Source organism: Pseudolactococcus plantarum, from assembly GCF_002441715.1.
Lineage (GTDB): Bacteria > Bacillota > Bacilli > Lactobacillales > Streptococcaceae > Pseudolactococcus > Pseudolactococcus plantarum.
The window spans coordinates 129984-156488 of the sequence record NZ_JXJX01000003.1 but is presented as its reverse complement, the minus strand read 5'-3'; the positions used below and the strand labels follow the sequence as shown (position 1 = coordinate 156488).

At 37.2% G+C, this 26505-nt stretch carries 19 protein-coding genes; 3 read left to right on the top strand and 16 right to left on the bottom strand.

From position 1 onward, the window contains the following. Window positions 1-105 precede the first annotated feature (105 nt). Window positions 106-1521, bottom strand: a complete 1416-nt coding sequence (locus RU87_RS02745; RefSeq protein WP_068160201.1) for a Cof-type HAD-IIB family hydrolase — start codon at window positions 1519-1521, stop codon at window positions 106-108. Window positions 1522-2071: 550 nt separating this feature from the next. On the opposite strand from RU87_RS02745, the gene RU87_RS02740 reads away from it, so the two are divergent. After that, entirely contained in the window at window positions 2072-4573 is a 2502-nt protein-coding gene (locus tag RU87_RS02740; protein WP_082782117.1) for a cation-translocating P-type ATPase, read from the top strand. 117 nt (window positions 4574-4690) lie between these two features. Here RU87_RS02740 and argF read toward each other — a convergent pair whose 3' ends face one another. The 13 genes from argF to RU87_RS02675 all read right to left on the bottom strand — a co-directional run bounded on the left by argF (window position 4691) and on the right by RU87_RS02675 (window position 20812). Then, window positions 4691-5692 carry an ornithine carbamoyltransferase gene (gene argF, locus RU87_RS02735; protein ID WP_068160208.1) on the bottom strand — a complete coding sequence of 334 codons (1002 nt, stop codon included), beginning with the start codon at window positions 5690-5692 and terminating at the stop codon, window positions 4691-4693. Between the two features lie 106 nt (window positions 5693-5798). Next, window positions 5799-7409: an alpha,alpha-phosphotrehalase gene (gene treC, locus RU87_RS02730; RefSeq protein ID WP_068160211.1), complete on the bottom strand. Its 1611-nt coding sequence runs from the start codon at window positions 7407-7409 to the stop codon at window positions 5799-5801. Window positions 7410-7476: 67 nt separating this feature from the next. Further along, a complete protein-coding gene (treP, locus tag RU87_RS02725) occupies window positions 7477-9495 on the bottom strand; it encodes a PTS system trehalose-specific EIIBC component (RefSeq protein ID WP_068160212.1) in 2019 nt (672 codons plus the stop codon). A gap of 238 nt (window positions 9496-9733) precedes the next feature. After that, window positions 9734-10768, bottom strand: a complete 1035-nt coding sequence (locus RU87_RS02720) for a Gfo/Idh/MocA family protein (RefSeq protein WP_068160214.1) — start codon at window positions 10766-10768, stop codon at window positions 9734-9736. A gap of 134 nt (window positions 10769-10902) precedes the next feature. After that, a complete protein-coding gene (locus tag RU87_RS02715) occupies window positions 10903-11871 on the bottom strand; it encodes a sugar phosphate isomerase/epimerase family protein (RefSeq protein ID WP_068160217.1) in 969 nt (322 codons plus the stop codon). After that, window positions 11868-12581 (bottom strand): ThuA domain-containing protein, encoded by a 714-nt coding sequence (locus tag RU87_RS02710; RefSeq protein ID WP_068160219.1) that lies wholly within the window; start codon window positions 12579-12581, stop codon window positions 11868-11870. Before RU87_RS02710 ends, RU87_RS02715 begins: the two co-directional genes overlap by 4 nt. Window positions 12582-12597: 16 nt before the next feature. Next, window positions 12598-13668, bottom strand: a complete 1071-nt coding sequence (locus RU87_RS02705; protein ID WP_068160223.1) for a Gfo/Idh/MocA family protein — start codon at window positions 13666-13668, stop codon at window positions 12598-12600. Between the two features lie 126 nt (window positions 13669-13794). Next, the gene (locus tag RU87_RS02700; RefSeq protein ID WP_068160226.1) at window positions 13795-14682 is read right to left on the bottom strand and encodes an AraC family transcriptional regulator; all 888 of its coding nucleotides are present in this window, start codon (window positions 14680-14682) and stop codon (window positions 13795-13797) included. A gap of 91 nt (window positions 14683-14773) precedes the next feature. Continuing rightward, window positions 14774-15622 carry a carbohydrate ABC transporter permease gene (locus tag RU87_RS02695; protein ID WP_068160229.1) on the bottom strand — a complete coding sequence of 283 codons (849 nt, stop codon included), beginning with the start codon at window positions 15620-15622 and terminating at the stop codon, window positions 14774-14776. Further along, window positions 15619-16533: a carbohydrate ABC transporter permease gene (locus RU87_RS02690; protein WP_068160232.1), complete on the bottom strand. Its 915-nt coding sequence runs from the start codon at window positions 16531-16533 to the stop codon at window positions 15619-15621. Before RU87_RS02690 ends, RU87_RS02695 begins: the two co-directional genes overlap by 4 nt. A 377-nt stretch (window positions 16534-16910) precedes the next feature. Beyond that, window positions 16911-18413 (bottom strand): ABC transporter substrate-binding protein, encoded by a 1503-nt coding sequence (locus tag RU87_RS02685; RefSeq protein WP_068160234.1) that lies wholly within the window; start codon window positions 18411-18413, stop codon window positions 16911-16913. A gap of 399 nt (window positions 18414-18812) precedes the next feature. Then, window positions 18813-19802 (bottom strand): LacI family DNA-binding transcriptional regulator, encoded by a 990-nt coding sequence (locus RU87_RS02680; protein WP_068160238.1) that lies wholly within the window; start codon window positions 19800-19802, stop codon window positions 18813-18815. Between the two features lie 137 nt (window positions 19803-19939). After that, a complete protein-coding gene (locus tag RU87_RS02675; protein ID WP_068160240.1) occupies window positions 19940-20812 on the bottom strand; it encodes a Cof-type HAD-IIB family hydrolase in 873 nt (290 codons plus the stop codon). A 168-nt stretch (window positions 20813-20980) separates the two neighbouring features. On the opposite strand from RU87_RS02675, the gene treR reads away from it, so the two are divergent. Both treR and nox read left to right on the top strand, forming a co-directional pair. Further along, window positions 20981-21697, top strand: a complete 717-nt coding sequence (treR, locus tag RU87_RS02670; protein WP_068160242.1) for a trehalose operon repressor — start codon at window positions 20981-20983, stop codon at window positions 21695-21697. A 172-nt stretch (window positions 21698-21869) separates the two neighbouring features. After that, entirely contained in the window at window positions 21870-23204 is a 1335-nt protein-coding gene (gene nox / locus RU87_RS02665; protein WP_068160249.1) for a H2O-forming NADH oxidase, read from the top strand. A gap of 92 nt (window positions 23205-23296) precedes the next feature. Here the strand turns inward: nox and RU87_RS02660 are convergent, their stop codons facing one another. Both RU87_RS02660 and pheT read right to left on the bottom strand, forming a co-directional pair. Continuing rightward, entirely contained in the window at window positions 23297-24079 is a 783-nt protein-coding gene (locus tag RU87_RS02660) for a PHP domain-containing protein (protein ID WP_068160251.1), read from the bottom strand. A 45-nt stretch (window positions 24080-24124) separates the two neighbouring features. Beyond that, entirely contained in the window at window positions 24125-26497 is a 2373-nt protein-coding gene (gene pheT, locus RU87_RS02655) for a phenylalanine--tRNA ligase subunit beta (protein WP_068160253.1), read from the bottom strand. Window positions 26498-26505: the final 8 nt, after the last annotated feature.

The window sequence follows — 26505 nt, the reverse complement described above, 5'->3', positions numbered from 1 at the left end:
TGTGCTTTTTAATATGACATCACCATACCTATCAGCTGAAAATGGGAAATAAAAGCTATCCCGTTATCTCAGTTTGCCATAACTTTCCCACTAATTGCTTTATGTTCAGACATCTTCATCAGTGTCTTTTGTTTTGCTCAGTTTACTCATCGCAACGCGAATTTGTCTATCTAGCTCCTGCTTCATTTTACCTTCTGGTGCAAAGTCCGTCTCCCAGTTATCTGGTTTTAAAATTTTGTGTGTGACTGGATCAAAATGAGCCTTACCATCAGGAAAGATTTTGCCCATATTGGCTTTATGTACCGTATTAAATAAGTCATACGGATCAACACCCATCAACACTAAAGACCCATAGGTAAAATATAATAAGTCCAATAAAGCATCAGCTTCATCAACCAACGTATCAGCTTGATTTGCTGATGGTTTAGCTTTCACTTTACGACTTGCTGTATCTATCGCTGTATGTAGCTGAGCAGTCAAGTCATCAAACACAGATAAGTCTCGATTTGAGGCTGCAAATAAAAATTCCACAATTTCCTCAACTTTGAAGCTAGCACGATAACCAGCTTCCTCAGGCAGATACACACGTGGGAGTTCTTGGGTTTGTCCATCCATCACGCGGTGAAATTCTTTGACTTGGTTAAACTGTTGATCTTTGCTAATAAAGCTATCCGCATGCTTAAAGTTAATCAGCCCAAAATGCGCCAATGCCTTAGCAATCCCATCTGAATTATTGTTATCTGTGATATAGTCTGCTATATGTTGAATACCTGTCGTGGCATTCCCCATCGCAACACCTAACCCGACACCAGATAGCATATCAAAATCATTATCAGAATCACCAAAGGCCATAACTTGTGCTAGATCAAAACCAAATTGTTGTCCTACTTTTTCAATTCCCTTTAATTTGGAATTGCCTTTAGTGATCAAATCTGCAGAATATGGGTTGGAACGTGTGGCCTGTAAATCTGGAAAACGTGCCATAATCTCATCTGTCTCACTACTCGTTGCGATCATAATCACTTGATAGATTGGTTGCCTGATATGGCTAGTTAAATGATGTGACTGCGGTTTTATCTTTCTCACAATATTTTTGAAACTATTTTTAGTTAAACTTGACACATGTTTTGGCAAAATATTTGCGATAACCTGCGCCGTTCGTGTTTCCCCAAATTTTAGTAAGCCACTACCATGTACCCCATCTGCCATACCGAGTGAAATATCTCGCCCATGTTTCTTTGAAAAATCGATGATATGACGTAACGTCTTCTTATCGATAGCAGTTGTTGAGAGCACTTCATCTGGCGTAAAGATGTATTGGCCATTATAAGTGACAGCAAAATCTAGTCCTAAAGTCTCCATCAAAGGCAAGACAAAAGCCGGTCCACGACCAGTCGCAACCCCAACTAAAATTTTATTTTTATGTAGTTCAACGATAGCACGTCTCGTTGTTGCTGCCACATTTCTAGAACTTGTAAAAAGTGTCCCATCTAAATCAAAAAAAACTGCCTTTATATTCATCGATAGCCTTCTATTTTTATTATTATTCATTTCTTATTGATTCACTAGTCACGCGACTTATTTTTAAACGTGTTGCTTGTTTTCTTATCAGTTTTGTACATAGTTTTTTTTATTAATGATGCGTTATATCGTTAAGTCCATTATACACTTATCTGTCATAATTGCATCCTACAAAAGTCTGATTTTTTTATCCAATCAAACTTTAATAATGCTAAATGTGCTGTTAACACCTTGTTTTATAGCCTCTAAACAACGCTTGTCATCGCCTACAATAGATCAAGTCTAATAAAATCCTTTATATTAAAATAGTCACTTTTTCATTAAGACTATGCTACAATTAAAGAAAAGTCAATCTTGAGCTTTTAGATAAAGTTCTCTAAATGATTGTCAGTTTTAATTAGGGGACAATTACTTATCTGTGCTCTAAACCCATGATTTATAGTCATTAATATGCATATAAAAATTGCGCTTATGTGACGTCTTTTTTATCTTAATGACAAAGGGTCTACAAATCATGATCAAACATTTAACAAAATAATGAAGGAGTCCCATGTTAAAAAAAGACAAGACTCATGCGAGTCTTAAAAGAGATGCCAACGCTTACAGCCGTATTCAAGCAAGTTATGATTTTGGCTTAACAAGCCAACAGGTCAATGACCGTATTCAGCAAGGATTGACTAATTTACCAGTTGATACCAATTTTAAATCAATTTCACAAATCATAAAAGAAAATACATTCACCTATTTCAACTTAATCTTTCTGGTTTTTACAATTCTGTTGGTTTTAGTTCAGTCTTATCATAACCTGACTTTCTTACCGGTCATTATCGGTAACATCTTGATTGGTATCATCCAAGAAATTCGTTCAAAACAGATATTAGATAAACTTACCGTGTTACATGCCACTCATGCGACAGTAGTAAGGGACGGACAGACAAGCAAAGTAGCTACTGATGATTTAGTTTTAGATGATATTGTTCTCTTTAAAGCAGGGGATCAAATCCCTGCCGATGCACAAGTCGTCCATGGTTCTGTCCAAGCAAATGAATCACTCTTAACGGGAGAATCTGATGAGGTTCCTAAAAGCGAAGGCGACACACTCATGTCTGGTAGTTTTATCGTCTCTGGTGATTGTTATGCTCGCTTAGAAAAAGTAGGTGCTGATTCCTATATCTCCAAACTAACCAATGAAGCTAAGACGATCAATAAAGAAGAGCAATCCAAGATGATTATTTCTTTAAATAAACTCGTCAAATGGGTCGGCATCTTCATTATTCCAATAGGGATCACACTTTTTTGTCAAAGCTATTTCTTTAATAACAATTCTATCCAAAAAAGTATCGTGACGATGGAAGCCGCGTTACTAGGTATGATTCCTGAGGGACTTTATCTTTTAACAACCGTTGCACTAGCGTTAAGCGCAACACGTTTAGCTAAAGACAAAGTCTTGCTCCACAACATGAAGAGCATCGAAACACTGGCACGCGTTAATGTATTATGTGTCGATAAAACGGGAACTATCACCGAAGATAAGATGTCCGTAGACAAACTCATTTCAGCTAAACCTAACGGTGACGACACGCAAACTCTAGCTGAATTAACTAATTACATCAGTGATTTTGCTGCTGCTATGCCTGAGGACAATGCCACGATGGCAGCAATCAAGTCTCATTTTACAGATACCAGCAGCCGAAAACCCTTATCATTTACGACTTTTTCATCAGTCGATAAATTTAGTAGTGTGACCTTTAAAGAAGGGACGTATCTTATCGGTGCACCTGAGATGGTATTACGTGATCAGTATGAGGATTATGCTAACGATATTACGCCTTTTGCTGAAAAAGGCTATCGTGTGCTTGTATTTGGCAAGTACGAAGGCACACTGACCGATAAACAATTAAGTGCACCTGTGACGCCTCTTGGATTTATTTTACTATCTAATGCGATCCGTGCAAATGCTAAAAAAACCTTCCAATATTTTGGTCAACAAGGTGTTGATGTCAAAGTCATCTCTGGTGATAATCCAGCTACGGTTAGCCATATCGCTAAAGTTGCCGGTGTCAAACATGCTGATGAGTACATAGACGCTAGAGAATTAACGACTGTTGAGTCCATCGCACAAGCAGTCAAAACACATACCGTATTTGGTCGTGTGACACCAGAACAGAAAAAAATGTTCGTCAAAGTGCTACAAAAAGATGGCAATACGGTTGCGATGACCGGAGATGGTGTCAACGATATTTTAGCCATGAAAGAAGCTGACTGTAGTATTGCTATGGCATCAGGTAGTGATGCAACCGCCCATGCTGCACAAGTTGTCTTATTAGAATCAGATTTTTCTAAAATGCCACAAGTTGTCATGGAAGGTAGACGCGTTGTGAATAATATCGAACGCTCGTCTAGTCTGTTCCTTGTTAAAAATATCTTTTCATTTCTCATGTCTATCTTTGCAGTCATCTTCTCACTAACTTATCCACTGCAACCTTCACAAATTACTTTAATTAGTCTATTTACCATCGGTTTACCTTCATTTTTCTTAGCACTTGAACAAAACAAACAACGCATTCAAGGTAATTTCTTATTAAATGTCTTAGGTAAAGCGATACCGGGTGGGATAACTGATATGTTAATTGTTGGTGCATTAGTTGTTTGTGGTACTATCTTCAAACTTTCACCAACTGATATCTCAACTACTGCTACTTTGTTGTTAATCGTTGTTGGCTTTATGGTCCTATTTAAAATCAGTTCACCGATGAACCGTTTTCGTCAGATTATATTTTGTTCTTCATTTGCTGGTATGTTAATCTTTAGCCTTTTCTTTAGTAAACTATTTTCACTAACAAAAATTTCACCAACATCTATCTTACTTTTAGTCATTTTGTTCTTTACAGCTGAATCTATCTTTAGATTTTTAACCAAATTATCTGAGTTGATTGGTAAATACATCCAAAGTGTCGATCATAGTCAGATGAAAAGTGTTAGCTATGTATCATCTAGTCTATTTAAATTTATCTTTAAAGCAAACGCTAAAAAGGTATCCCAAGACAACTAGTAGACAACTTAAACCTTTTAAAATCCATCAATAAAAAGCATATTTCTAATCTGAAATATGCTTTTTATCTTGCTATGACTGACGCTCAGAAGATAACCGCAAGATAGTTATTATTTTTTATACTGTTGGGATAAATAAGTTACCCAAAGTAGCAGCCATAACTGCTTTGATTGAGTGCAGGCGATTTTCAGCTTCTTGAAAGACTACTGAATTTTTGCCATGAAAGACATCATCTGTTACTTCTAACGCTGATAACCCCTTTTTGTCATGAATCTCATGCATGGTATGTGTCTCTAAATCATGAAACGCAGGTAAACAATGCATAAAGATACAATCTGGATTTTCTGTCTTAGCCAATAGCTCGGCGTTTACCTGATAAGGAAGTAACAGATCAATCCGTTCATCGTACTTATCCTCTTCTCCCATACTTACCCAAACATCTGTGTAGATGATATCAGCACCTTTTACAGCTGCTAGGTCATCTGTAATGATAAGCTTACTGCCAGATACTTTTGCTTTTTCAAACGCGATAGCTTGGATATCAGTTTCTGGTTGTAAGCTAGTTGGTGCGATCACTGTCACATCAACCCCTAAAATTGCTGAGGTTACCAATAAAGAATTAGCCATATTATTTCGACCATCCCCTATATAAACAAGGTGTTTACCGGTATAGTCACCAAGTTGTTCTTTGATTGTCATAAAATCAGCTAGCATTTGTGTCGGGTGCCAAGTATCCGTCAAGCCATTCCATACCGGAACACCTGAATTTTCAGCTAAAATTTCAACATCACTTTGTTTAAATCCTCGAAACTGAATACCATCAAACATGCTGCCTAAAACTTGTGCTGTGTCAGCAGTAGACTCTTTTTTACCAAATTGGATATCGTTTGGTCCTAAAAATTCTGGATGCGCACCTAGATCATTTGCTGCTACAGTAAAGGCTGCGCGTGTTCTAGTTGATGTTTTTTCAAATAATAAGGCAATGTTTTTACCTGCTAAATAAGGATGTGGGATGTGATTTTTTTTAAGTGCTTTCAAATGAATCGCAAAATCAATCAAATACTGCAACTCTGCTTTTGTAAAATCAATTTCTTTAAGTAATGACCGTCCTTGAAACATAAAATAGACCTATCTTTCTATATCTAAGTTTATCTAAAGTTAATTTTAGATAATTCAATATGAATAATAAGTCTATTTTATTGTATATTTATACATTTGTCAAGTATTAGTCACATAGAAAAGCAATTGATTGATACGGTTGTAAGCTATTTTCAGTGTAATCTGTATAATTATTGACTAAAATTTGATGATGCTTAAAGTCGGCCATCAAGTTAAAATCAACAACTTGATTTGAGAAATTGTTCACGACTAAAAGTTTTCGTCCTTCATCTTCACGAATAAACGCATAGATATGCTCTGAGTCTTGATAAGCTGCTTTGTAGTTACCTTGAGAGATTAAGGTATCTGACTTGCGAAGTGCAATCAATTTTTTATAAAACTGAAAGATTTCACCATCTTTATCCTGTTCAACATTAATCTCTTTGTGATTCCCTACAGATAACCATGGCGTCCCTTTTGAAAAACCAGCATTTTCTGTTGTATCCCATTGCATCGGTGTTCTAGCATTATCCCGAGACTTGATTTGGATGATTTCAAACGCTGCTTCAGCCGTATACCCTTTGTCTAGTAATGCTTGATAGGCATTTTTAGATTCAATATCTACATAATCAGCTATAGACTGAAAATCTGGATCAACCATACCGATTTCTTCTCCCATATAGATATAGGGCGTCCCACGACTAAGATGAATACTCGCTGCTAACATGGTCGCACCTTTAATACGGAAATTTTTAAAATCAACAAATCGGTTAATCGCGCGTGGCTGGTCGTGGTTATTCCAAAAAAGTGCATTCCAGCCATTGCCATCACTCATCTGTTCACCCCAAGTATGGAAAAGTGTCTTTAAGGCTTGAAAGTCAAATGGTGATTTCGTCCACTTTTGACCATTGGCATAATCCACTTTGAGATGGTGGAAATTAAAGGTCATCGATAATTCATGGCGATTTGGTTGACTGTATAAAATACAGTTATCAATCGTTGTAGAACTCATCTCACCGACCGTAATTGCATCTGTATCCTGTCCAAAACTCGCTTGATTCATCATTTGAAGATACTCATGTGTCAGTGGTTTATCTGTATATTCTGCTTTACCTTCATTCTCGGGGTTTGATTTCAAAATAGCATCTTTCCCGATTAGATTAATCACATCAAATCTAAAGCCATGAACACCTTTTTCTCGCCAAAAATTAACAACATCAAATAATGCTTGACGTACATTTTCATTTCGCCAGTTGAGATCGGCCTGTGTCACATCAAATAAATGAAGGTAGTACTTACCTGTATCGCCAAAAGGGGCCCACGCACTGCCACCAAATTTTGATACCCAATCAGTTGGCGTCTCTTGGATAAAGAAGAAATCTTGATAATACTTGTCCCCTGCTAAAGCCTTTTGAAACCAGACATGTTCAGTCGATACATGATTTAAAACCATGTCCAACATAAACGAGATGCCACGTTTTTTTCCTTCTGCAATCATCAGTTCAAACTCATCCATAGTCCCAAACATAGGATCTATCGCTACGTAGTCAGAAATATCATAGCCATTATCACGTTGTGGACTTGGATAAATCGGATTTAGCCAAATCATATCTATGCCTAAGTCTGCTAAATAATCTAGTTTTGAGATGATACCACGAATATCACCTATGCCATTTCCTGTCGTATCTAAGTAAGATTTTGGATAAATCTGATAAATTATTTTATTTTTAACTGTCATTTTCTATCAATCCTTTAAGTCACAAAAGGGCATGTCCTATGCGGTAAGCCCTTTTGTATCGTCGTCTTTAAATTTTTGTAGCACGCATCACTGCATCTCCACTTGTGATGACACGTGGCAATTGACCGATTGTATCTACTTGGAAACTATCTTGATTTGTTACGATGACTGGTGTTTCAACTACCAATCCTTGTGCTTTGATAAAGGCAATATCAAAGCTTAACAAGTGTTCACCTTGTTTGACTTGTTGACCTTGTTTTACCAAAGTTTCAAATCCTTTACCAGCTAAACTAACAGTATCCATACCAACGTGCATCAATACTTCCACACCGTCATCAGATACCAAACCGATCGCGTGTTTAGTAGGGAAAATGGCAGATACCACACCATCAAATGGTGCTGATAAAACACCTTCAGATGGGATGATGATGACACCTTGCCCCATGACACATTCACTAAATACTGGATCAGTAGCGTCTGCTAATGGGCGAACGTCTCCTTTTAAAGGACTAACGATAGTTACTTGTGTTCCCAAAGCAACACCAGTTGGTTGCGTCTCTGTCGCGTCTGCATCAACATCAGCTGATACACCAGCCCCAACTCTGTCTAGTTTGTTAAAAATGCCTGCTTGACGGAAGAAGAAGGTTAAGATTACTGGCACCACGATTGCAATCGCCATTGGTAACAAGAATTTCAACATATCTTGACCACGAATAGCTAAAATACCTGGCAAACCACCTACACCAATCGCATTAGCACGAACACCCATAAATGTCGATACCATACCTGCGATACCTGAACCGATCATCGCTGCAACAAATGGATAGAGATATTTTAAGTTAATCCCAAACATGGCTGGTTCTGTGACACCTAACCAGGCAGAGATTGTAGATGGTACTGAAATTTCTGCTTCTTTTTTGTTTTTCTTATGTAATAAATAAACAGCAAATACTGATGCACCTTGTGCAATATTTGATAAATCAATCAAAGGCCATAGATTGGTTGACCCATAATCTGCAATGAGTTGTGTGTCAATTGCAAGCGCAGTATGATGCAACCCTGTAATCACGAGTGGTGCGTATAGTATACCAAACACTCCACCAAATAACCAAGAAACAGAAGAAGTTAAGCCCGCGTTGACAACAAATGAAATACCTTGTCCGATTTTCCAACCGATTGGACCAATGATTGCATGCGCTGCAATAATTGTTGGTAGGAGAGAAAATAATGGCACAAAAATCATAGAAACTGCTTCAGGTATATATTTTCTAAAGAAGCGTTCTAGGTAGGCAAGTAGGAAACCAGCTGCCATAGCAGGAATAACTTGAGCTTGGTAACCGATTTTCTCCATCGTAAAGAACCCAAAGTCCCAAGTCCAGTTTTTCGCAATTTCAGCTGCTGATGTTGAGTTAACTGCATAAGCATTTAGTAACTGTGGCGATACGAGCGTAATCCCAAGGACGATACCCAAGATCTGTGTCGTACCCATCTTACGTGTAACTGACCATGTAATCCCAACAGGCAGGAAGTGGAAAATCGCTTCACCTGGTAACCATAAAAAACTATTGACCCCATTCCAGAATGGAGATACTTGAACGATTGTGTTCCATACAGGCTGTCCACCAGTTGTGACTTTTTTTACACCACCTTCAACAGCTTGCCCTAGCGCTTCTATCTGAACACCTTCTAAAATATTTCTGAGCCCTAAAATCAAACCACCTACGATAATAGCTGGTAGTAAAGGTGTAAATATTTCAGCTAAGACACCAACGATCTTTTGAACGACATTTTGGTTTGTCTTTGCAGCTGATTTGACAGCTTCCTTAGACACCCCTTCAATGCCACTAATTGCTGAAAAATCGTTATAAAACTCAGCAACATCATTACCAATAATAACTTGAAATTGACCAGCATTTGTGAACATACCCTTTGTTGTCGAAATCGCCTCAATCCGTTTTTTATCAGCTTTTTCATCATCATTCAGCACAAATCTCATCCGAGTCGCACAGTGTGTGACTGCTGCGACATTCTCTTTGCCGCCAATTGCGTCTAACAATTCCTCGGCTTGTTTTTCAAATTTTCCCATGAGGGTCTCCTTTTGTTCGATAAAATAAATTTTATAATATAATATCACAAACTTGTACGTACAAGTTCTTTGTAAATTCATTCTAACACAAATAAAAAATAATGCAAGCGTTTTCTTTAAAAAATTAGCAATAAAATTAATAGCAACTTTATGACAAAAAAAAACAGCCTACTGTTTACTACCACAGGCTGAGTTTTTTTTGGATGAAAATTGATGTCTAAGTCATTATTTTTTTAGCTTATTTTCTCTCCCCCACTAGGACAAATACGTCGTCAATCAATTGTAATACTTTACGAACTTCCTCATGCTTAATAATCGGTTGGGCATCTTCTCTAACAACCTCATAAAAATTTTGATAAAATGATACAAAATCAGGTAAAACTGGCGTAACATCAGACGTCACTGTGGCTTCCTCTGAAGGTGGTGCCATCGTTTTCGTTAACCCTACTCCTGCTTTAATAGGTGTTGGTGCGACCACTCCTTCTTTGTTGGTGGCAACCACTATTTCTCCTGATAAGTCCCAATCTTCTATTTTAGCAGCACCATCTAATCCTTTGACATACCAACGCGGTAACTTGCTATAGTTAGAGGTCCCGACTTCGATGATGGCTTTTATGCCATTTTCAAAAGTTAGATACAGGATAAACCCATCATCCACCTCATTACCTAAGATGTAAGAAAAGTCTGCTGCCATATGTTTAACTGGACTATCAATTAACCACAGCAACTGATCAATCAAGTGTACACCCCAGTCTAACAACATACCACCGCCATGTTTAGCTTGTTCACGCCAATCACCTGGTATGCCATTAGCACCATGCACACGAGATTCTATTTGAAATAACTCTCCGATTTTACCTGTTTGATATAAGTCTCGAATCACTAGAAAATCGGGATCCCATCGTCTATTTTGGTGCACCATGAAGACATTTCCCGTTGCTTTAGCAACAGCTAAAATCTCGTCCAGCTCTAGCACATTCATGGCAACTGGTTTTTCACAGATGACTTGTTTTCCGGCGCGTAATGCGGCAATAGCAATGGCTTTATGAGAATCATTTGGTGTCGCAATTAGCACCGCTTCTACATCATCATCAGATAGTACAAGATCTAGACTATCATAAACCTTAAGTCCAGTTTCACGTGCCTTGTCTTGTGCGGTTTGAGAGATGTCATAAACGCCTATGACGTTAATATAGTTTTCGGGCATCAACTCTTTTTTATGATAACTTCCCATACCACCGTAGCCGATGATTACAAAATTAATGGCTGTCATTATCCTACCTCTTATTTCATTTACATAATGTATTGGTGAACTTAAGGACTAACAAAGTGACTTGCTATCCCTTCAGTCTTGTTAGTCATATCGTGTACAGATAACAGCCCAGCTAGCTATCCCTAAAGTATGACTTATAGCCACCACGGACTAGCTGGTTGCTCATGAATCATAACTGAACGTAAGTTTGTGATCGCACGATTTAATCCCTCATCTATAGACATAATTGGATCTTCATGCTCGATACTCAGCACATAGTCATACCCATAGATACGTAACGCTGACACAATATCAGACCAGACTTTAAGATCATGACCACAGCCTACAGAGCGAAAAGTCCATGCACGCGTTGCAACATTATCATACGGCTGCATATCCGTTAAGCCATGCATATTAATGTTATCTTGATCTAAATAAGTATCCTTAGCATGAAAATGGTGAATGGCATTTTTAGACCCTAATATCTTAATGGCTGCGACAGGATCAATCCCTTGCCACCATAAGTGACTTGGATCGAGATTACAACCAATTGCATCTCCAGCTGCATCTCGTAACCTTAGCATCGTATAAGGCGTATGCGCTAAAAAGCCACCATGGAGTTCAATCCCAATTTTTACACCAGCAGCAGTTGCATCCGTGTTAATATTTTTCCAATAAGGAATCAATTTTTTATCCCACTGATAGTTATAAGCGTCATCATATTCTGTAGGCCAAGGTAATACCGGCCAGTTAACATGCGTATCTGTTGCATTCCCACCTGCGACACCTGAAAACCCATTGACTACTGGTACGTTCATTAAACTAGCTAATTTAATCGTTTTTTGTAAAAGTTCATCTGCCTCTTTAGCAACATCTGCTTTTGGAGAAATTGGATTATGATGACATGACAAAGCTGAAATCTCAAGATTTTTATCTGATAGTTTTGCCAAGTATTCACGGCGTGCATCAGTAGAGGCTAATAATTTATCAATATCTAGGTGAGCATCACCAGGACTACCGCCTGTCCCAATCTCTACCGTTTCTAATCCTTTTTTTGCAACGACGTCAATCATATCTTCAAAAGATAAATTGTTAAATAATGGTGTAAATACGCCTAATTTCATGCCTTAATCTCCTTTTTTTCAAAATGACCATAACTAGGATAAGCATTACCTGTTGGTGCACAAAATGTTACAGCATTTTTGATAATTTTTTGCACCTGCTTGTCATAGTAACTCGGATAAGTTTCATGTCCTGGTTGGAAATAAAAGAGTTTACCATTCCCACGTTTATAGACACAGCCACTTCGAAAAACTTCACCACCAGGATACCAACTTACCAAGACTAACTCGTCTGGCGCTGGAATATCAAAATGTTCCCCATACATCTCTTCCATCTCAAGATCGATATACTCACCTATTCCTTTTGTGATGGGATGCCCTGGATTAACGTTCCAAATCCGACAAGGCTGTTCATCTTCGCGCCATTTGAGATCACAAGAGGTTCCCATAAGTTTCTTAAAGATTTTAGAGAAGTGACCAGAATGCAACACGATTAAGCCCATACCATCAAGCACGCGCTCATGTACACGTGAAACGATAGCATCCTCAACTTCATCATGAGCAATATGTCCCCACCAAAGTAGGACATCTGTATTCGCTAATACTGACTCAGTTAGGCCATGTTCAGCTTGAGCTAAAGTTGCTGTTGTTACCTCAAACTCATCCTGTAAAAATTCAGCTAACTGTCCATGTATACCATTTGGATACATCTCACTAACTTTAGGATCAATCAATTCATGTTTATACTCGTTCCAAATCGTCACTTTAATCATTTTCACGCTCCCATACTTATAGAAATACCGGTTGACCAGTAGCTGCTGACGCATAAATACCCTCTAGTATTTGTGTGACAACTAAAGCTTGTTCTGGTTTAACGAGTGGTTCTGTATCCTTTTCAATTGCTTGATAAAAACTTTCCGCTTCATTAAATGCTGGATCATCACCTGCACCATCATAAAAATCAACACCACCCGTTTCCAACTCTATTTTTTTCTCATAAAGTAAACCGTGATCTTCACCGTTCACAGATAACCCATTGTTCATATCTGCACCAGCTTTTGTGCCCATCAAAGTCGTTTTTGCTTCCTTAACGTCTAATGAATTGATTGCCCAACTAGATTCTAAGTAAATTGTTGCACCATTTTCCATGACAATAAAGCCAATAGCTGAGTCTTCAACTGTAAATTTTTCAGGGTCCCAAGGTCCCCAAGCATTAGCAGCATTTTTTGTTTTCGATAATTTATGATAGGCATTGCCTACAACATACTTCGGCTTGTAGTTATCCATCATCCAAAGTGTCAAATCTAATGCATGTGTGCCGATATCGATCAGTGGTCCACCACCTTGTGCCGCTTCATCAAGGAACACGCCCCAAGTTGGTACTGCACGACGCCGAATCGCGTGTGCTTTTGCTGTATAAATTTCACCAAGCTCTCCTGCTTCGCAGACTGTATGTAGATATTGGGAATCGGTTCTGAAACGATTTTGATAGCCGATTGTTAACTTTTTACCTGTTCGATTTGCAGCATCAATCATCGCTTTTGCTTCTTCAGAAGTTTTTGCCATTGGCTTTTCACACATGACATGATTACCAGCTTCTAGCGCTGCAATCGTAAGTGGTGCATGAGATGAATTTGGGGTTAAGACATGTACAACATCCAAGTCTAATTTTAATAACTCTTGATAATCTGTAAAAGTACTTGCATCTTTTGTCCCATAATCCACTTTTGCTTTTTCAGCACGATCTATCTCTAAATCACAAAAGGCAACTAATGCAACACCATCTAATTTTGAAAGTGCCGGTAAGTGTTTACCATTAGCAATACCACCACAGCCAATAATTCCTACTTTAAAAACCATTTTATCCTCCAATATCTATGTAAGCGTTTTATTTTTATATCTTTATTCTAATCAATTATTCGTCTCAATACTTCCCAAATCTTTAACTAAAAATTCCCAGATTTTGCGCTAAATCATATTAGGCTTTTAGCTTATATTTTTTAGCTTATATTTTTTAGCTAATTTTTTTTGGTATTGTAGTGGAGAAATCCCTTGCGATTTTTTAAACACATGATGAAAGGTTTTGACGCTGGAAAAACCTGATTTTTCAGCAACATCTATCATAGGTAATCTCTCTTGACTTAATATATATATCGCTTGATCCAATCGATAATCACTTAAAAATTGTATAAAAGTCTGCCCAATATGCTTTTTAAAGAATCGTGTAAAGTAATAGGGACTAAAGCCAACTAACTCACTGATTGTCTCAAGCGTGATATCCTCTTGAAAATGTGTTTCGATGTAATCAAATATTTGAGTCAACAAAATCAAATCCTCTTTATACTTGACTTCTGGATGTGTAACTATTTTCTTCTCACCGATTTCCTTTGGCAGTTCCTCAATAAATAAGCCAATAAGTTGCATCAGATAGCCGATTTGAAAGTAATTCACTGCAAGCGTCTCAGAATAAGTCGTCTCGAACAGTTTATCAAGTAACGCTCTTGTTTTGATGACCAACTCCTTTGGCCAATATTTGCTACAAATCTGACCTGTATCAAATAAATCAACTAATTGCGCCTGACTAACACCTAATATATGTTCATCAAAGCGAGATAAATCAAACTGATAAACATACCTTGCACTATCTGGTGAAGAGAGAAAAGCATGTGTTGTGCCACTAGGAAAAATGATAATCTCTGATTCAAGCAGTTCAATTATCTCATCTTGGTAAACGATATTCACACATCCTTTTGTGACATAAATAATCTCAACTTCTTTGTGAAAATGAGGAAAACTAGCTAATGTATTTTCGTTTTCAAACATTTTCAAATTCACTGGACTATCAAATTCTACTAACTCAATATACTTACTCATCTTCCCTCCTACTGTCGATAGTTAGTCAAATCTTGACGTGTAAAAGCTTACTCCATTAACTACGATCTACTAGAAAAGCATTGCGTAACTTTTATTTCACTGCACCATCTGCCATTCCTTTTATAATTTGTTTTTGCAAGAAGATAAAGAGAATGATAACCGGAATAACTGTAATTAACACGGCTGGGAACATCAAGTCCCAAGGCACTGAGTACGGACCGTCTTTCATTTTCGCGTAATACAACGCTAAAGTAAGTGTTTTATTTTCTGAATCACCTAAGACGAGAAAAGGTAGTAGATAGTCGTTCCACACCCACATCGCATTCAAAATAATGACTGTCACAGTTGTTGGTTTAACCAGTGGCATCACAATTTTGAAATAAACTTGGAAAACATTGGCACCATCTATAATCGCTGCCTCTTCTAAAGATGCTGGTACACTTTTCATAAACCCATGATATAAGAAAGTTGACATGGCTAATCCAAATCCACCATACATAATAATTAAGCCTGATACGTTTTTTAATCCCATATTTTCAAATATTGAAATTAATGGATACATAACAGCTTGGAAAGGAATCAACATTGAAGCTGTAAACACCAACAAAATGATTATGGCAAGTTTACTCTTAACTCTGACCATCATCCAAGCAGCACTTGATGACAATAAAACGATAAAGCTGACAGCCACTACTGTAATCACTACAGTTAACAGAAAAGATGGTAACAAATTAATTTCAGTCATCGCATGTGAAATATATTTGAACGTGATCTCTTTTGGTAAAGCCAAAGGAGAATCTACAATCTCAGACTGTGATTTAAAGGAGTTCATTAACATGAACGCGACTGGAAAAATAGTGACAAATCCCATGATCAATAGCACAAGAAACATGACCACTTTTCCTATTTTTTGACCTACTGTTTCTACTGAATGGTTCATTGCATCTCCACCTCTTTACCTTTCAAAATAACAGTTTGTGTTATTGAAATTGCTGCAATCACAAGGAAGAATATGACTGCCTCAGCCTGTGCAATACCGTAGTTACCATTTGTATCACTTGTGACCTTTAATACTTGAGCCGCTAACATCCTGTAGCCTTGTGGGGCATTATTCGTTAAGGCGATATTTTGATCTAATAGCATAAAACATCTAGACAATACTAAGAAGAAAACAATTGTGAAACTAGGCATTAACATAGGTATGGTAATCTTGAAAAATTTCTGAAAAGCATTGGCACCATCTATTGATGCTGCTTCATAATAGTCATCTGAAATATTGGCAAGTCCTGTCGTATAGATGATCATCATATATCCTGACATTTGCCACACAGCCATAATCAAGATGGCAAATAGCAATTTATTAGGATCTTTATCCGTCATATAAGTCAAAAATTTAATAGGAATTAACCCTTCTTTGCCAAACAAAACTTTTGTGAAGATATTATTGAAAATAAAGAGCCAGATAAATCCTAGTGATAAGCCACCCAATAAATTAGGGAGAAAGAAAGTTGCTCGAAAAATACCTACAGCTTTTCCAATTGCATTGACTAACAGTGCTTGTGCCAGTGCGACGACATTAACAGCTATTACTGCAAGTACTGTGAACTTAACAGAGAAAAAGAAGGCTGATCTAAAAGACTCTTGTTTGAAAGCTGCAATATAGTTTTTCAACCCCAGAAATGCTTCAAAAGGATTGGTCGTGCGGCCATTGGGTCCTAGGAAGAATGACCCACGCCACCCCGTAAAGGAGTAAAAAATACCAATCACAAAAGGAATTAACACAACAATCAAGAATACTGCGACAGCCGGTAATACAAATGGAAAAAACCATTTTCTATATAATTTTGACATAAATTTTACCTCATATAATTGACCCACTTGAAACGCTAGATTTTTACCTAACAGATTATCTTAGATTTAAAATTGTATAACATACAATTTTTACGCTTACTTGTAGGTGCATGATGATTGAGCATAATATCAGTCACAACATCTACCCAACATATGTTTAGAATTTAATACCCGTATTGCGTTTACAATACGGGTATTAAATGACAGTTAGAGATGTGTACATAAGACAAGTTCAAAAACGGTCTTAATCTGTTTTGACTGATACACTTGTCGCTATTGTTATACAAATTAGTTTGACAACAAACCAATTTTGACATGTGAACAATTAACAAAAGTGCGCAATCTAACTTAAATGCCCTTTTTTGAAACGTGCCTAATTACTGACCACTCTGTTCTTTAAAATCTACCCAAGTCTTAACTGATTTATTGACATAATTATCATAATCTTTATCAGTCCAAGTTTCTTTAGTCATATAATTTTTCTTCAAATAATCACCAATCGTATCATTAAATGATCCTGGTGTCCCATCAAATGTATTGGCAAGAGTAGGACCAGCGGCTACGTATGAAGCAATCGCATTATTAAGTTTGTTTGGAGATGTTGTATCTTTCAAGTCATTATACATAATGAAGCCTGCTTCATCTTTAAGGAATTTTTTACCTCGTTCAGATGTATAAAGCCAAACAATGAAATCAGCTGCAATTTTCTGTTGTTTTTTACTAACTTGTTTATTAATAATAAAGTAGTTAGGTACAAATGCTGGGATTGTGGTATTAAATAGTTTAGCATCACGACCTGCAACCTTTATATCACCATCTTGAACTGGCCATTTAACTGGTATAAGATCCATAGTATTGATAATACTTTTATCTAATTTCAATAAGTTTGGATAGATCCAATTCCCTTGTTTAAGAAATAACCCTTTATGTGCAACGAAGTTAGCAAGCGACGCATCATAACTTCCTGTCGCACTATCGATAAAGTCAGGGCCACGTTTTACAGGGCCATTTTTTCCTGCTATGTAAGAATATTCAAAATCAAGACCTTTGATTTCTGCTTTAAGCGCTGCTTTAGCATCTTTGATGCCCTCATCTTTTTTCGCATAATACGCTTCTGATACATTCTTAAATACTGCATTTAATGGGAAAGATACCCAGTGGTTTTGATAAGTCCAAAGTTCAGCTCCTGACTCTACAAATACACCGTTTAACTCTTTAGCTAAACCTTTTTTCTCTGATGCGAATGTGTAAGGATGGCCATTAACTGTCACAGTTGATACCGTTCCATTTTTGATATAGGCATCAACAGCTTTAACAAATGCTTGCCATGATTCATAGTTTGTTTCTGCTTTAAGATCAGCTACCAAAGCATCTGTATCGCCTTCAAACAAATCTTTTAGCACATTTTTATCAACTTGATAGCCGTACCCCTCAATATTATATGGGATACCAAAATTTTCACCATTTTTTGCTGTCAATCGTTGCGCTTCAGGAACTTCATCTGCTAATTTTTTCAATTTTGAATTATCAACTTTATTGATATCCTGCATGTAATCACCAGAATCTGGTCCCCAGTTTGTCAAAGTACCTGAAGAGAAAATTGTTGGCGGCGTTTTGGAATTAAACTCAGTTGTTTGCACTTCATTTCCATTAGTTGTCCCTACAGATAGTGTGTAAGTCTTGACTTTGATGTTATGTTCTTTACCATACTCTTCAACAACTTTTTTTAGTGGATCAGCGATTTCACCTTTACCATTAAATACATATAGAAAATCATCTCCACTACCACTACCTTTAGAACTAGCATTGCCACAGCCAGCTAACGTTGCTACAGCTGTTACTGTCACTAAACCTAGACCTAACTTTTGCCACTTCTTCATCCTATACCTCCTAGCATACGTGAAACTAGTCATTATGATAATACAACACATAAATATGCTAATCGTTTTCATAAAATATATCAATTAATGTAAAATATGACTTAACATTTCATGTGGTTGTATGACACAATGTTTAGCATCAACTCCCAAAAACAGCTATATTACGGCACTCCCTCCCAAAAAGCAAACGCTTTCATTTCTTTATACTTGAATTCTACTACACTTTTTTTAGTATGTCAACCCTTTTCATATTATGCTGTTTCATATGAAAATATAAGTCATGCCAAGGGTTTAAGAGCTTTTTTACTCATCGAACTCTTATTTATTTATTTTTATAAATTAAGTTATATTTAAATATGAAAATTTTGTTTTTTTTTTGATAAATCTGACTATTATTTATCAGGTTGTACCTCTAATGACTAACTTTGTCGTGAGTTCTGGAGCTTGTGGTAGTGATTTATGTTCTATATGTGAAATCATAACCTCAGCCACATATCGTCCCATTTCTTTGATAGGCTGTCTAACTGTCGTCAAACCTGGATACATCACTTCTGCCGTAGGCTGATCATCAAACCCGATGATGGCAAATTGATCAGGTACTCTGATATTTAAGACGTGACACTGACTTAAAATACCTGAAGCAACTTCATCACTGATCACCAAAATTGCATCAGGTCTGTTGTCTCCTAATGCTAACATGTCTATTAATGTACTTCTACCGTCAGTTACAGAAAGCCTGCTCAAAAACAAATGAGCTAAATCCATCTCAATATTGAATTCTTTTAACGCTTGCAAATAACCTAAAAACCTTGAATCATTGTGAATTCTACTTTGTTTATTACCTGAGACATACGCAATTTTTTTATAGCCTTTAGCTAGTAAATAATAAGCAGCTTCATAAGTTGCTTTTTTTTCATCAATTCGGATAACAGGTATGTTTTGATCGCCAAGATATCGATTGCACACAACAATCTTACCTTGTTCGATGAGCTTTAACACTTCTGGACTATCATCATCCAAACTTGTCATAATTAACCCATCTAGTTGATGTTTCTTTAGCATTTCTATAAATTTTTTTTCACGACCAGCTTCTTCCAAAGTTTGTAAAACAACAATTTGATAGCCTGCTTGAAAAGCCGTTTTGTCAATTGCATCTACCAGATGCGTGAAAAATGGATTCGTAATAAATGAAATAATCACTCCGATTAATTTGGTGCGCTTACCACGAAGTTGTTGTGCGACATTATTTGGATAATAATCCAACTCTCTCATCGCATCAAAAATTTTCTTTTTCGCTTTATCAGATACATACGGATGATCATTAATCGCTCTAGAAATAGTTGTGATAGAATAACCCGTTTTTTTTGCTACATCACTTATTTTTGTCATATTATCTCCTCATCATCTATGTTTATTTTAGAGTTACACGATTAGACTGAATCAAGTTAATGAGTTGCGTTTCAAGGAAATAATAAAAAATAAGCAATAAGTGTTAAGCTAGTCAAATCAACCTATTTCTCATATTTTTATTGCCACTCACCCGTGACTAATTTCTCTACCGCCAAGGCAACTCCATTCTCAATGTTACTAAGGGTTGTATAGCTAGCAATAGCTTTCACATCCGCCTCAGCATTTCCCATCGCAATACCAACACCTGCTGCGTTAATCATACTGACATCATTAAAGTTATCTCCTAATGCTGCAACAGCAGTTAAGGGAATACCCAATTTATCAGCCACTTTTGTGAGTGCTTGACCTTTTTTCGCATCACAATGATTTACCTCTATATTGTTAGCACCAGAGGAGGTAATACTCAATCCTGAAATCTTCAATAACTCTGCTTTCGCTGATAACAAACTAGGGGTATCAATATTTGCCATTACAAATACTTTTAAAATCATTAGGGAAGTATTTGCCAAAACCTCATCAAAATTTGCAACATCATGTATGGGTAATGTTGTCATGTGTGCTTTAGCAATATCAAGTGCTTGTGCTTCTGATAATGTCGGAGATGTACTTTTTAACCACTGAGCAACAGTTGTTAATCTTGCCTCACTATTTTCTGTAAACCCGCCTTGATCGGTAAATAATTCAAAATACAGTTGATGACGACGTAAAATAGCTACCACTTGCCTTAATCCGTCTCTTTCAATCCCTACAGTACTGATATTTTGTCCATCCTCATCAAATATCTGTGCACCGTTTGACGTGATGAATTGACACGTAATCCCTGCGGCGTTTAAAATAGGCATCGCTTCTTCGATAGATCTCCCAGTCGCAACCATAAACTTTATACCTGCTGCTTGCGCTTTTTTGATCTCTGCGATATTTTCTTTAGAAATTTCCATCTTTTCGTTCAGGAGTGTCCCATCCATATCTGATGCAATAAGTTGAATCATGTTTTTCCTTTCATACTGCGGTGAAGCTATCACCTAGTGCTAATCGTTACGTTATTATTTTATTATGGTATTACCAAACATCACTAACGCTTATTTACTTAAGCGCTTTCTTATATAATTTCTCTCGCATTATACCATATTTTTGCTATTTTTTGGTAAAATTGACTTATGAAGAAATATGAAATCATTCTCCATGACTTGGAAAATAAAATAAAGAACAATACCTTTAAGGTTAATGAGCTTTTGCCAAGTGAACATGATCTTTCCAAAAAGTATAAGTCAAGCAGGGCAACCGTACGCCAGGCTTTAAATATACTAGAAGAAAACGGATTTATACAAAAACAGAAAGGACGTGGTTCAGTTGTTATTGCTTCGAGTAAGCTAAAGTTTCCCATTTCAGGATTAACAAGTTATAAAGAGTTACAAACCTCATTGGGGTTTGAAAGTGTCACTAGTGTGGTGACGTTTGAGACGGTGCTTGTTGATAGTGAGTTATCAGCTACAACTTTATTTCCTATAGGCACTAAAGTTTGGCATATACTACGAACTAGAAAAATAGATGGGGTGTCGGTCGTACTAGACCGTGATTTTATCAAATATGATATCGCCCCAAATATGAAACGTAAGGATGTCGCTGACTCACTCTATCATTATCTTGAGACCAAGCGCAATATCGATATCGCCTTCGCTCAAAAAGAAATTACGATTGATTTCGTTACTGAAGCTGACACGCAACTCCTAGACTTAGATCCCTTAGATCGTCACATCGTTAGTGTAAAAAGCCATGTCTTTTTACAAGATGCCAGTTTATTCCAATATACTGACAGTCATCACCAAGTAGACAAATTTCAATTTACTGAATTTGCAAGACGTCAAAAACGCTGACTTTTTCGTTTGTTTTCTCACTTTTTTTATCTTTTTCGTGCAAATCCTTTGCAATCGCTTTCTTTTTAGATTATAATAAAGGTGTTAAAACATTCATTATTTCAGCATTAGCAATCCGTTATTCAGTCACTCTATACCGGATTGTCAAAAAAGAAAAGGACATTTAATACCTATGAAAACTGTAATTATCGGTTCAAATCATGCAGGGATCGCTGCTGCAAATACGCTTTTAGATAACTATCCTGATCAGGAAGTTGTCCTGATTGACCGCAATACTAACTTGAGCTACCTAGGCTGTGGTACTGCACTTTGGGTAGGTCGCCAAATCGATGGTTACGAGGGATTATTCTACACAAATAAAGAAGATTTCATCAAACGTGGCGCTAAAATTCATATGTTATCAACTGTAACAAATATTGATTTTGATGGCAAAGTTGTACATTTTGATAATGAATCTGGTGAATCAGTATCAGAAAGCTACGACAAATTAGTGCTTGCTACTGGTAGTAAACCTATCGTGCCAAATATCCCTGGTAAAGATTTAGATGGCATCCACTTCTTGAAACTTTTCCAAGAAGGGCAAGCTGTTGATAAAGACATCTCATCTGAAGCTGTTAAAACAGTAGCAGTTATCGGTGCTGGTTATATCGGTGTTGAGATTGCTGAAGCTGCTAAACGTCGTGGCAAAAATGTACTCTTGTTTGATGCAATGCCAACTTCACTTGCTTCTTACTATGATCCTGAGTTTACAAAACATATGGATAAAAACCTTGAAGAAAACGGAGTTGAGCTGCACTTTGGTGAATTAGCAACTGAATATAAAGCAGACGATAACGGTCGTGTTAACCAATTAGTGACTGATAAAGCAGCTTATGATGTTGATATGGTTATCAATGCAATTGGATTTACTGCTAATTCAGATCTTGGTAGTGAACATTTAGAAACATTTAGAAATGGTGCTTATCTTGTTGATAATCATCAAAAAACAAGTGACGATAGCGTTTACGCTGTAGGTGACTGTGCCACGATTTACTCAAACGCACTTGAAGCGACTACTTATATCGCACTTGCAACTAATGCTGTTCGTAGCGGTATCGTTGCTGGTCATAACATTGGTGGTACAGTACTAGATTCTATCGGCGTACAAGGTAGTAACGGTATCTCTATCTTTGGCTTCAACATGGTTTCTACTGGTCTATCTGTTGCTGCTGCTGCAAAAAATAATATCGACGTTGAATACACTGATTTCGAAGACTTACAAAAACCTGCTTTCATCAAAGAAAACGGTTCTGTTAAAATTCGTATCGTTTATGAAAAATCAACTCGTCGCATCGTTGGTGCACAATTAGCATCTACTGAAGATATTGCAGCAAATATCCATATGTTCAGTCTTGCCATTCAAGAACATGTAACGATTGATAAATTGAAATTGCTAGATATCTTCTTCTTGCCACATTTCAACCAACCTTATAACTACATTACAATGGCTGCATTAAAAGCTAAATAATATGAAAAAGCATCTGGATTATATCAAATCCAGATGCTTTTTTATGCGTCATTCATCAACTCACATGGTGTCATGACTCATCTTATCACGGCTTAGAGGTCACAAAAGAAACGTTCTCCACCTTTAAACGTAACCAGTTGGGTAATCCCTTGTGCTTTTAACCAGTCTTTTAACTCATCAAATGCCAATTGGTAATGTGCCAATTTGTGACCATCAGAACCCAAAGTAAACAAGGTCCCTCCCAGTCTTTGGACCAGTTCAATTGCATAGGCATACAAGGGTAAATGATGATATAAATGTGTTGATTTAGCATTGATTTCAAATGCTAAATTTGCTGCAATCATTTTCTCAAATATAGCCAATAACTGCGCTTCATATTTTTCCAGATCCTTTCGTGTCACATCAAATAAGCGAATACCATAGTCAAAATGAGCTAAGACATGTGCTTGCAGCTCATCATTACGATCGATCGCATAGCTTAGCTTTTCTAAGTATTGACTAAATATCAGATCAAAGTTCATATCAGCAACAAACTCATCTAAATAATCAAACTCACCATTATGATGGACAGATAACAATTTTAAATCATAAGTCTTATCTGCTAAGTAGTCTAAAATCTCACGCTCTTGTGGTTGATAATAACCGATTTCAATCCCTTTTAAAATCCGATTATCAAACTGTCTGTTAAGTCGTTCAATTTCAGTAGCGTACTCTTGGTAATTAGGTGCATCAGTCTGACCTGTCACTGGGTTTGCGACATCAAAATGTTCCGTTGTCACGACATATCCGCTCGAGTTTTCCAGGTAATCTATAAAATTAGCTTCAGAGTCATAAGAAAAATGTGTATGCAAGTGTTGATCATAATAGTGTGTCATCTTTTTTTCCTTTCAAGAAAAACCTACAGGTGTAGGCTTTTTCTATTATCTAATTTCAGCACCAGATGCCAAGATATTTTTAGTAATCTTAGCCACGGCAGCTGTAATCTCATCATCAGTTAATTGTTTATCAGCTGATTGGAAAGTTAATGTATAGGCTAAAGATTTTTTATCTGAGGCAACATTTTCTCCTGTGTAAACATCAAAGAGATCTGCTTTAATCAACGTTTTCACCTTGCTACCTTGAATTAAATCTAAGATATCTTGGTTAGTCGTCGTACGATCAACTAAAAGCGCGATATCACGTTTAGATGCTTGGAATTTAGGAATATCAGTGAAGATAACTTGTTCTGGTTGTTTAAGCAACAAGGCAGTTAAATCAAGATTCGCAACGTAAGTTTCAAAAATATCATAGCTTTTAGCAATAACTGGATGCACTTGACCTACAAACCCAACTTCAGTCTCACCGATCAAGATACGTGCAGTACGACCTGGATGTAGCTCAACAATAGAGTCGTCAGCTTCAAAACGAACCTGTTCAAATTTAAGCAATAAGGCCTCAATTATCCCTTTAATCGCATAAAAATCATAGTCTTTACCAGTTAATGCAAAGGCAACTTGTGGTAATTCTGTCGGACGTTTGTCAGTTTCATTACCAAGTGTCGCAAATACTTTACCAACTTCATAAAGTGCTAGACGATCGTTACCTCGTGCAAGATTATAGCTAACAATATCTAATAACCCACTGATGAGATTAACGCGTAATGTACTGCGCTCTTCACTCATCGGCATCGCTAGAGCTGTCAACTGCTTCACTGGTAATTTTGTAAACTGAACAGCTTTTTCAGCTGTTGTCAGTGAATACGAGATCACTTCTGATAGACCAGCACCTTCTAATGTCGTCCGAACTTCACGAGAAAGACGTTGTGCCGGTGTTAATTCCCCGATTGTGTTACCAGCTTGCGGTAATGTGTTAGGGATATTATCATACCCATAGATACGGGCAACTTCTTCTATCAAATCTGCTTCAATCGAAATATCCCAACGACGTGGTGGCACAGTCACAGCAAGTTGATCGCCAGTAACAGCAGTCGTGAAACCTAATCTATCAAAAATACTGATGATAGCTGCTGTATCAAGTGATAAACCAAGTGATCGATTCAGTTTATCTACTGTAATAGATACCGTCACATCTTTAGCAGTAAAGTCATTATTAGCTACAATTCCTTGTGTCAAAGTACCGCCAGCCAGTTCAACAATCATGGCTGCAGCATAATCTAAGGCATTTGTCACATCTGCTTGGTTAATCCCTTTTTCAAATCTGGCACTTGACTCAGAACGCAAGTTAAATTTTTGAGACGTTTTACGAATAGTTGTCCCATCAAAAATCGCAGCTTCTAAAGCAATCGTTGTTGTTTTAGCTGATACTTCTGTATCTTTATCACCCATGACACCAGCAAGTGCGACAGGTTTCCCAGCGACTGTGATGATCGTATCCTCTTTTGACAATTTACGATCAACACCGTCTAAAGTTGTTACTGTTTCATCGTCTTTAGCCTGACGTACGACAACTGCTTTATCTTCGAATTTAGCATAGTCAAACGCATGTAGTGGTTGGCCAAAATACATGAGCACAAAATTAGTCACATCTACGATATTATTGATTGGGCGAATACCTTCGCTCATCAAACGATTTTGTAACCATTGTGGACTTGGGGCCACTGCCACATTTTCAATCACGCGCATCGTATACGTGCTCACTCTATCTGACTCAACTGTAACAGAAACCTTATCACTTGTCTTCACATCAGATTCAGTCAGTACTTTTTCATCAAAGTGTACTGTTTTGCCTTCATAGATGGCAGCAACTTCATGTGCGACACCACGCATCGATAAAGCATCCGCACGGTTTGGTGTGATAGATAACTCTAACACCTCATCATGCATCTCTAAGTAGTCAAAGATCTCATCACCACTGACTGCATCATTTGGTAAATAATAGATACCTTCTGCATACTCTTTTGGTACGATGTTTTCAGGAAACCCAATCTCTTGAAGACTACAAATCATCCCTAGACTTTCAACACCGCGGATTTTACCCTTTTTGATTTTATAATTGCCAGCAATTCTTGCACCTGGTAAGGCAACAATCACTTTGATACCTGCTTTGATATTTGGTGCGCCACAAACGATTTGTGTTGGTAGCTCTTCTCCAACATTTACTTGACAGATATTCAGATGTGTCTCTGGAATCGCTTCGGTAGATAAGACTTCGCCTACAACTAGCTTAGAGAGGCCTTCAGAGCGGACCTCAACCCCTTCAACTTCGATCCCACTCGTCGACATCTTTTCTGATAAGTCATGAGCTGGCACATCGATATCGACTAATTCTTTTAACCAATTATATGATACTTGCATTTTTTCTC

Coding starts and splice junctions, on each gene's coding strand:
- RU87_RS02680 (WP_068160238.1), bottom strand. CDS start 19,802: ATGACAAAAATAAGTGATGTAGCAAAAAAAACGGGTTATTCTATCACA.
- RU87_RS02720 (WP_068160214.1), bottom strand. CDS start 10,768: ATGACAGCCATTAATTTTGTAATCATCGGCTACGGTGGTATGGGAAGT.
- RU87_RS02685 (WP_068160234.1), bottom strand. CDS start 18,413: ATGAAGAAGTGGCAAAAGTTAGGTCTAGGTTTAGTGACAGTAACAGCT.
- RU87_RS02740 (WP_082782117.1), top strand. CDS start 2,072: ATGTTAAAAAAAGACAAGACTCATGCGAGTCTTAAAAGAGATGCCAAC.
- nox (WP_068160249.1), top strand. CDS start 21,870: ATGAAAACTGTAATTATCGGTTCAAATCATGCAGGGATCGCTGCTGCA.
- RU87_RS02745 (WP_068160201.1), bottom strand. CDS start 1,521: ATGAATATAAAGGCAGTTTTTTTTGATTTAGATGGGACACTTTTTACA.
- RU87_RS02715 (WP_068160217.1), bottom strand. CDS start 11,871: ATGAAATTAGGCGTATTTACACCATTATTTAACAATTTATCTTTTGAA.
- pheT (WP_068160253.1), bottom strand. CDS start 26,497: ATGCAAGTATCATATAATTGGTTAAAAGAATTAGTCGATATCGATGTG.
- RU87_RS02695 (WP_068160229.1), bottom strand. CDS start 15,622: ATGAACCATTCAGTAGAAACAGTAGGTCAAAAAATAGGAAAAGTGGTC.
- argF (WP_068160208.1), bottom strand. CDS start 5,692: ATGTTTCAAGGACGGTCATTACTTAAAGAAATTGATTTTACAAAAGCA.
- treR (WP_068160242.1), top strand. CDS start 20,981: ATGAAGAAATATGAAATCATTCTCCATGACTTGGAAAATAAAATAAAG.
- RU87_RS02710 (WP_068160219.1), bottom strand. CDS start 12,581: ATGATTAAAGTGACGATTTGGAACGAGTATAAACATGAATTGATTGAT.
- RU87_RS02690 (WP_068160232.1), bottom strand. CDS start 16,533: ATGTCAAAATTATATAGAAAATGGTTTTTTCCATTTGTATTACCGGCT.
- RU87_RS02705 (WP_068160223.1), bottom strand. CDS start 13,668: ATGGTTTTTAAAGTAGGAATTATTGGCTGTGGTGGTATTGCTAATGGT.
- RU87_RS02660 (WP_068160251.1), bottom strand. CDS start 24,079: ATGACACACTATTATGATCAACACTTGCATACACATTTTTCTTATGAC.
- RU87_RS02675 (WP_068160240.1), bottom strand. CDS start 20,812: ATGATTCAACTTATTGCATCAGATATGGATGGGACACTCCTGAACGAA.
- treP (WP_068160212.1), bottom strand. CDS start 9,495: ATGGGAAAATTTGAAAAACAAGCCGAGGAATTGTTAGACGCAATTGGC.
- treC (WP_068160211.1), bottom strand. CDS start 7,409: ATGACAGTTAAAAATAAAATAATTTATCAGATTTATCCAAAATCTTAC.
- RU87_RS02700 (WP_068160226.1), bottom strand. CDS start 14,682: ATGAGTAAGTATATTGAGTTAGTAGAATTTGATAGTCCAGTGAATTTG.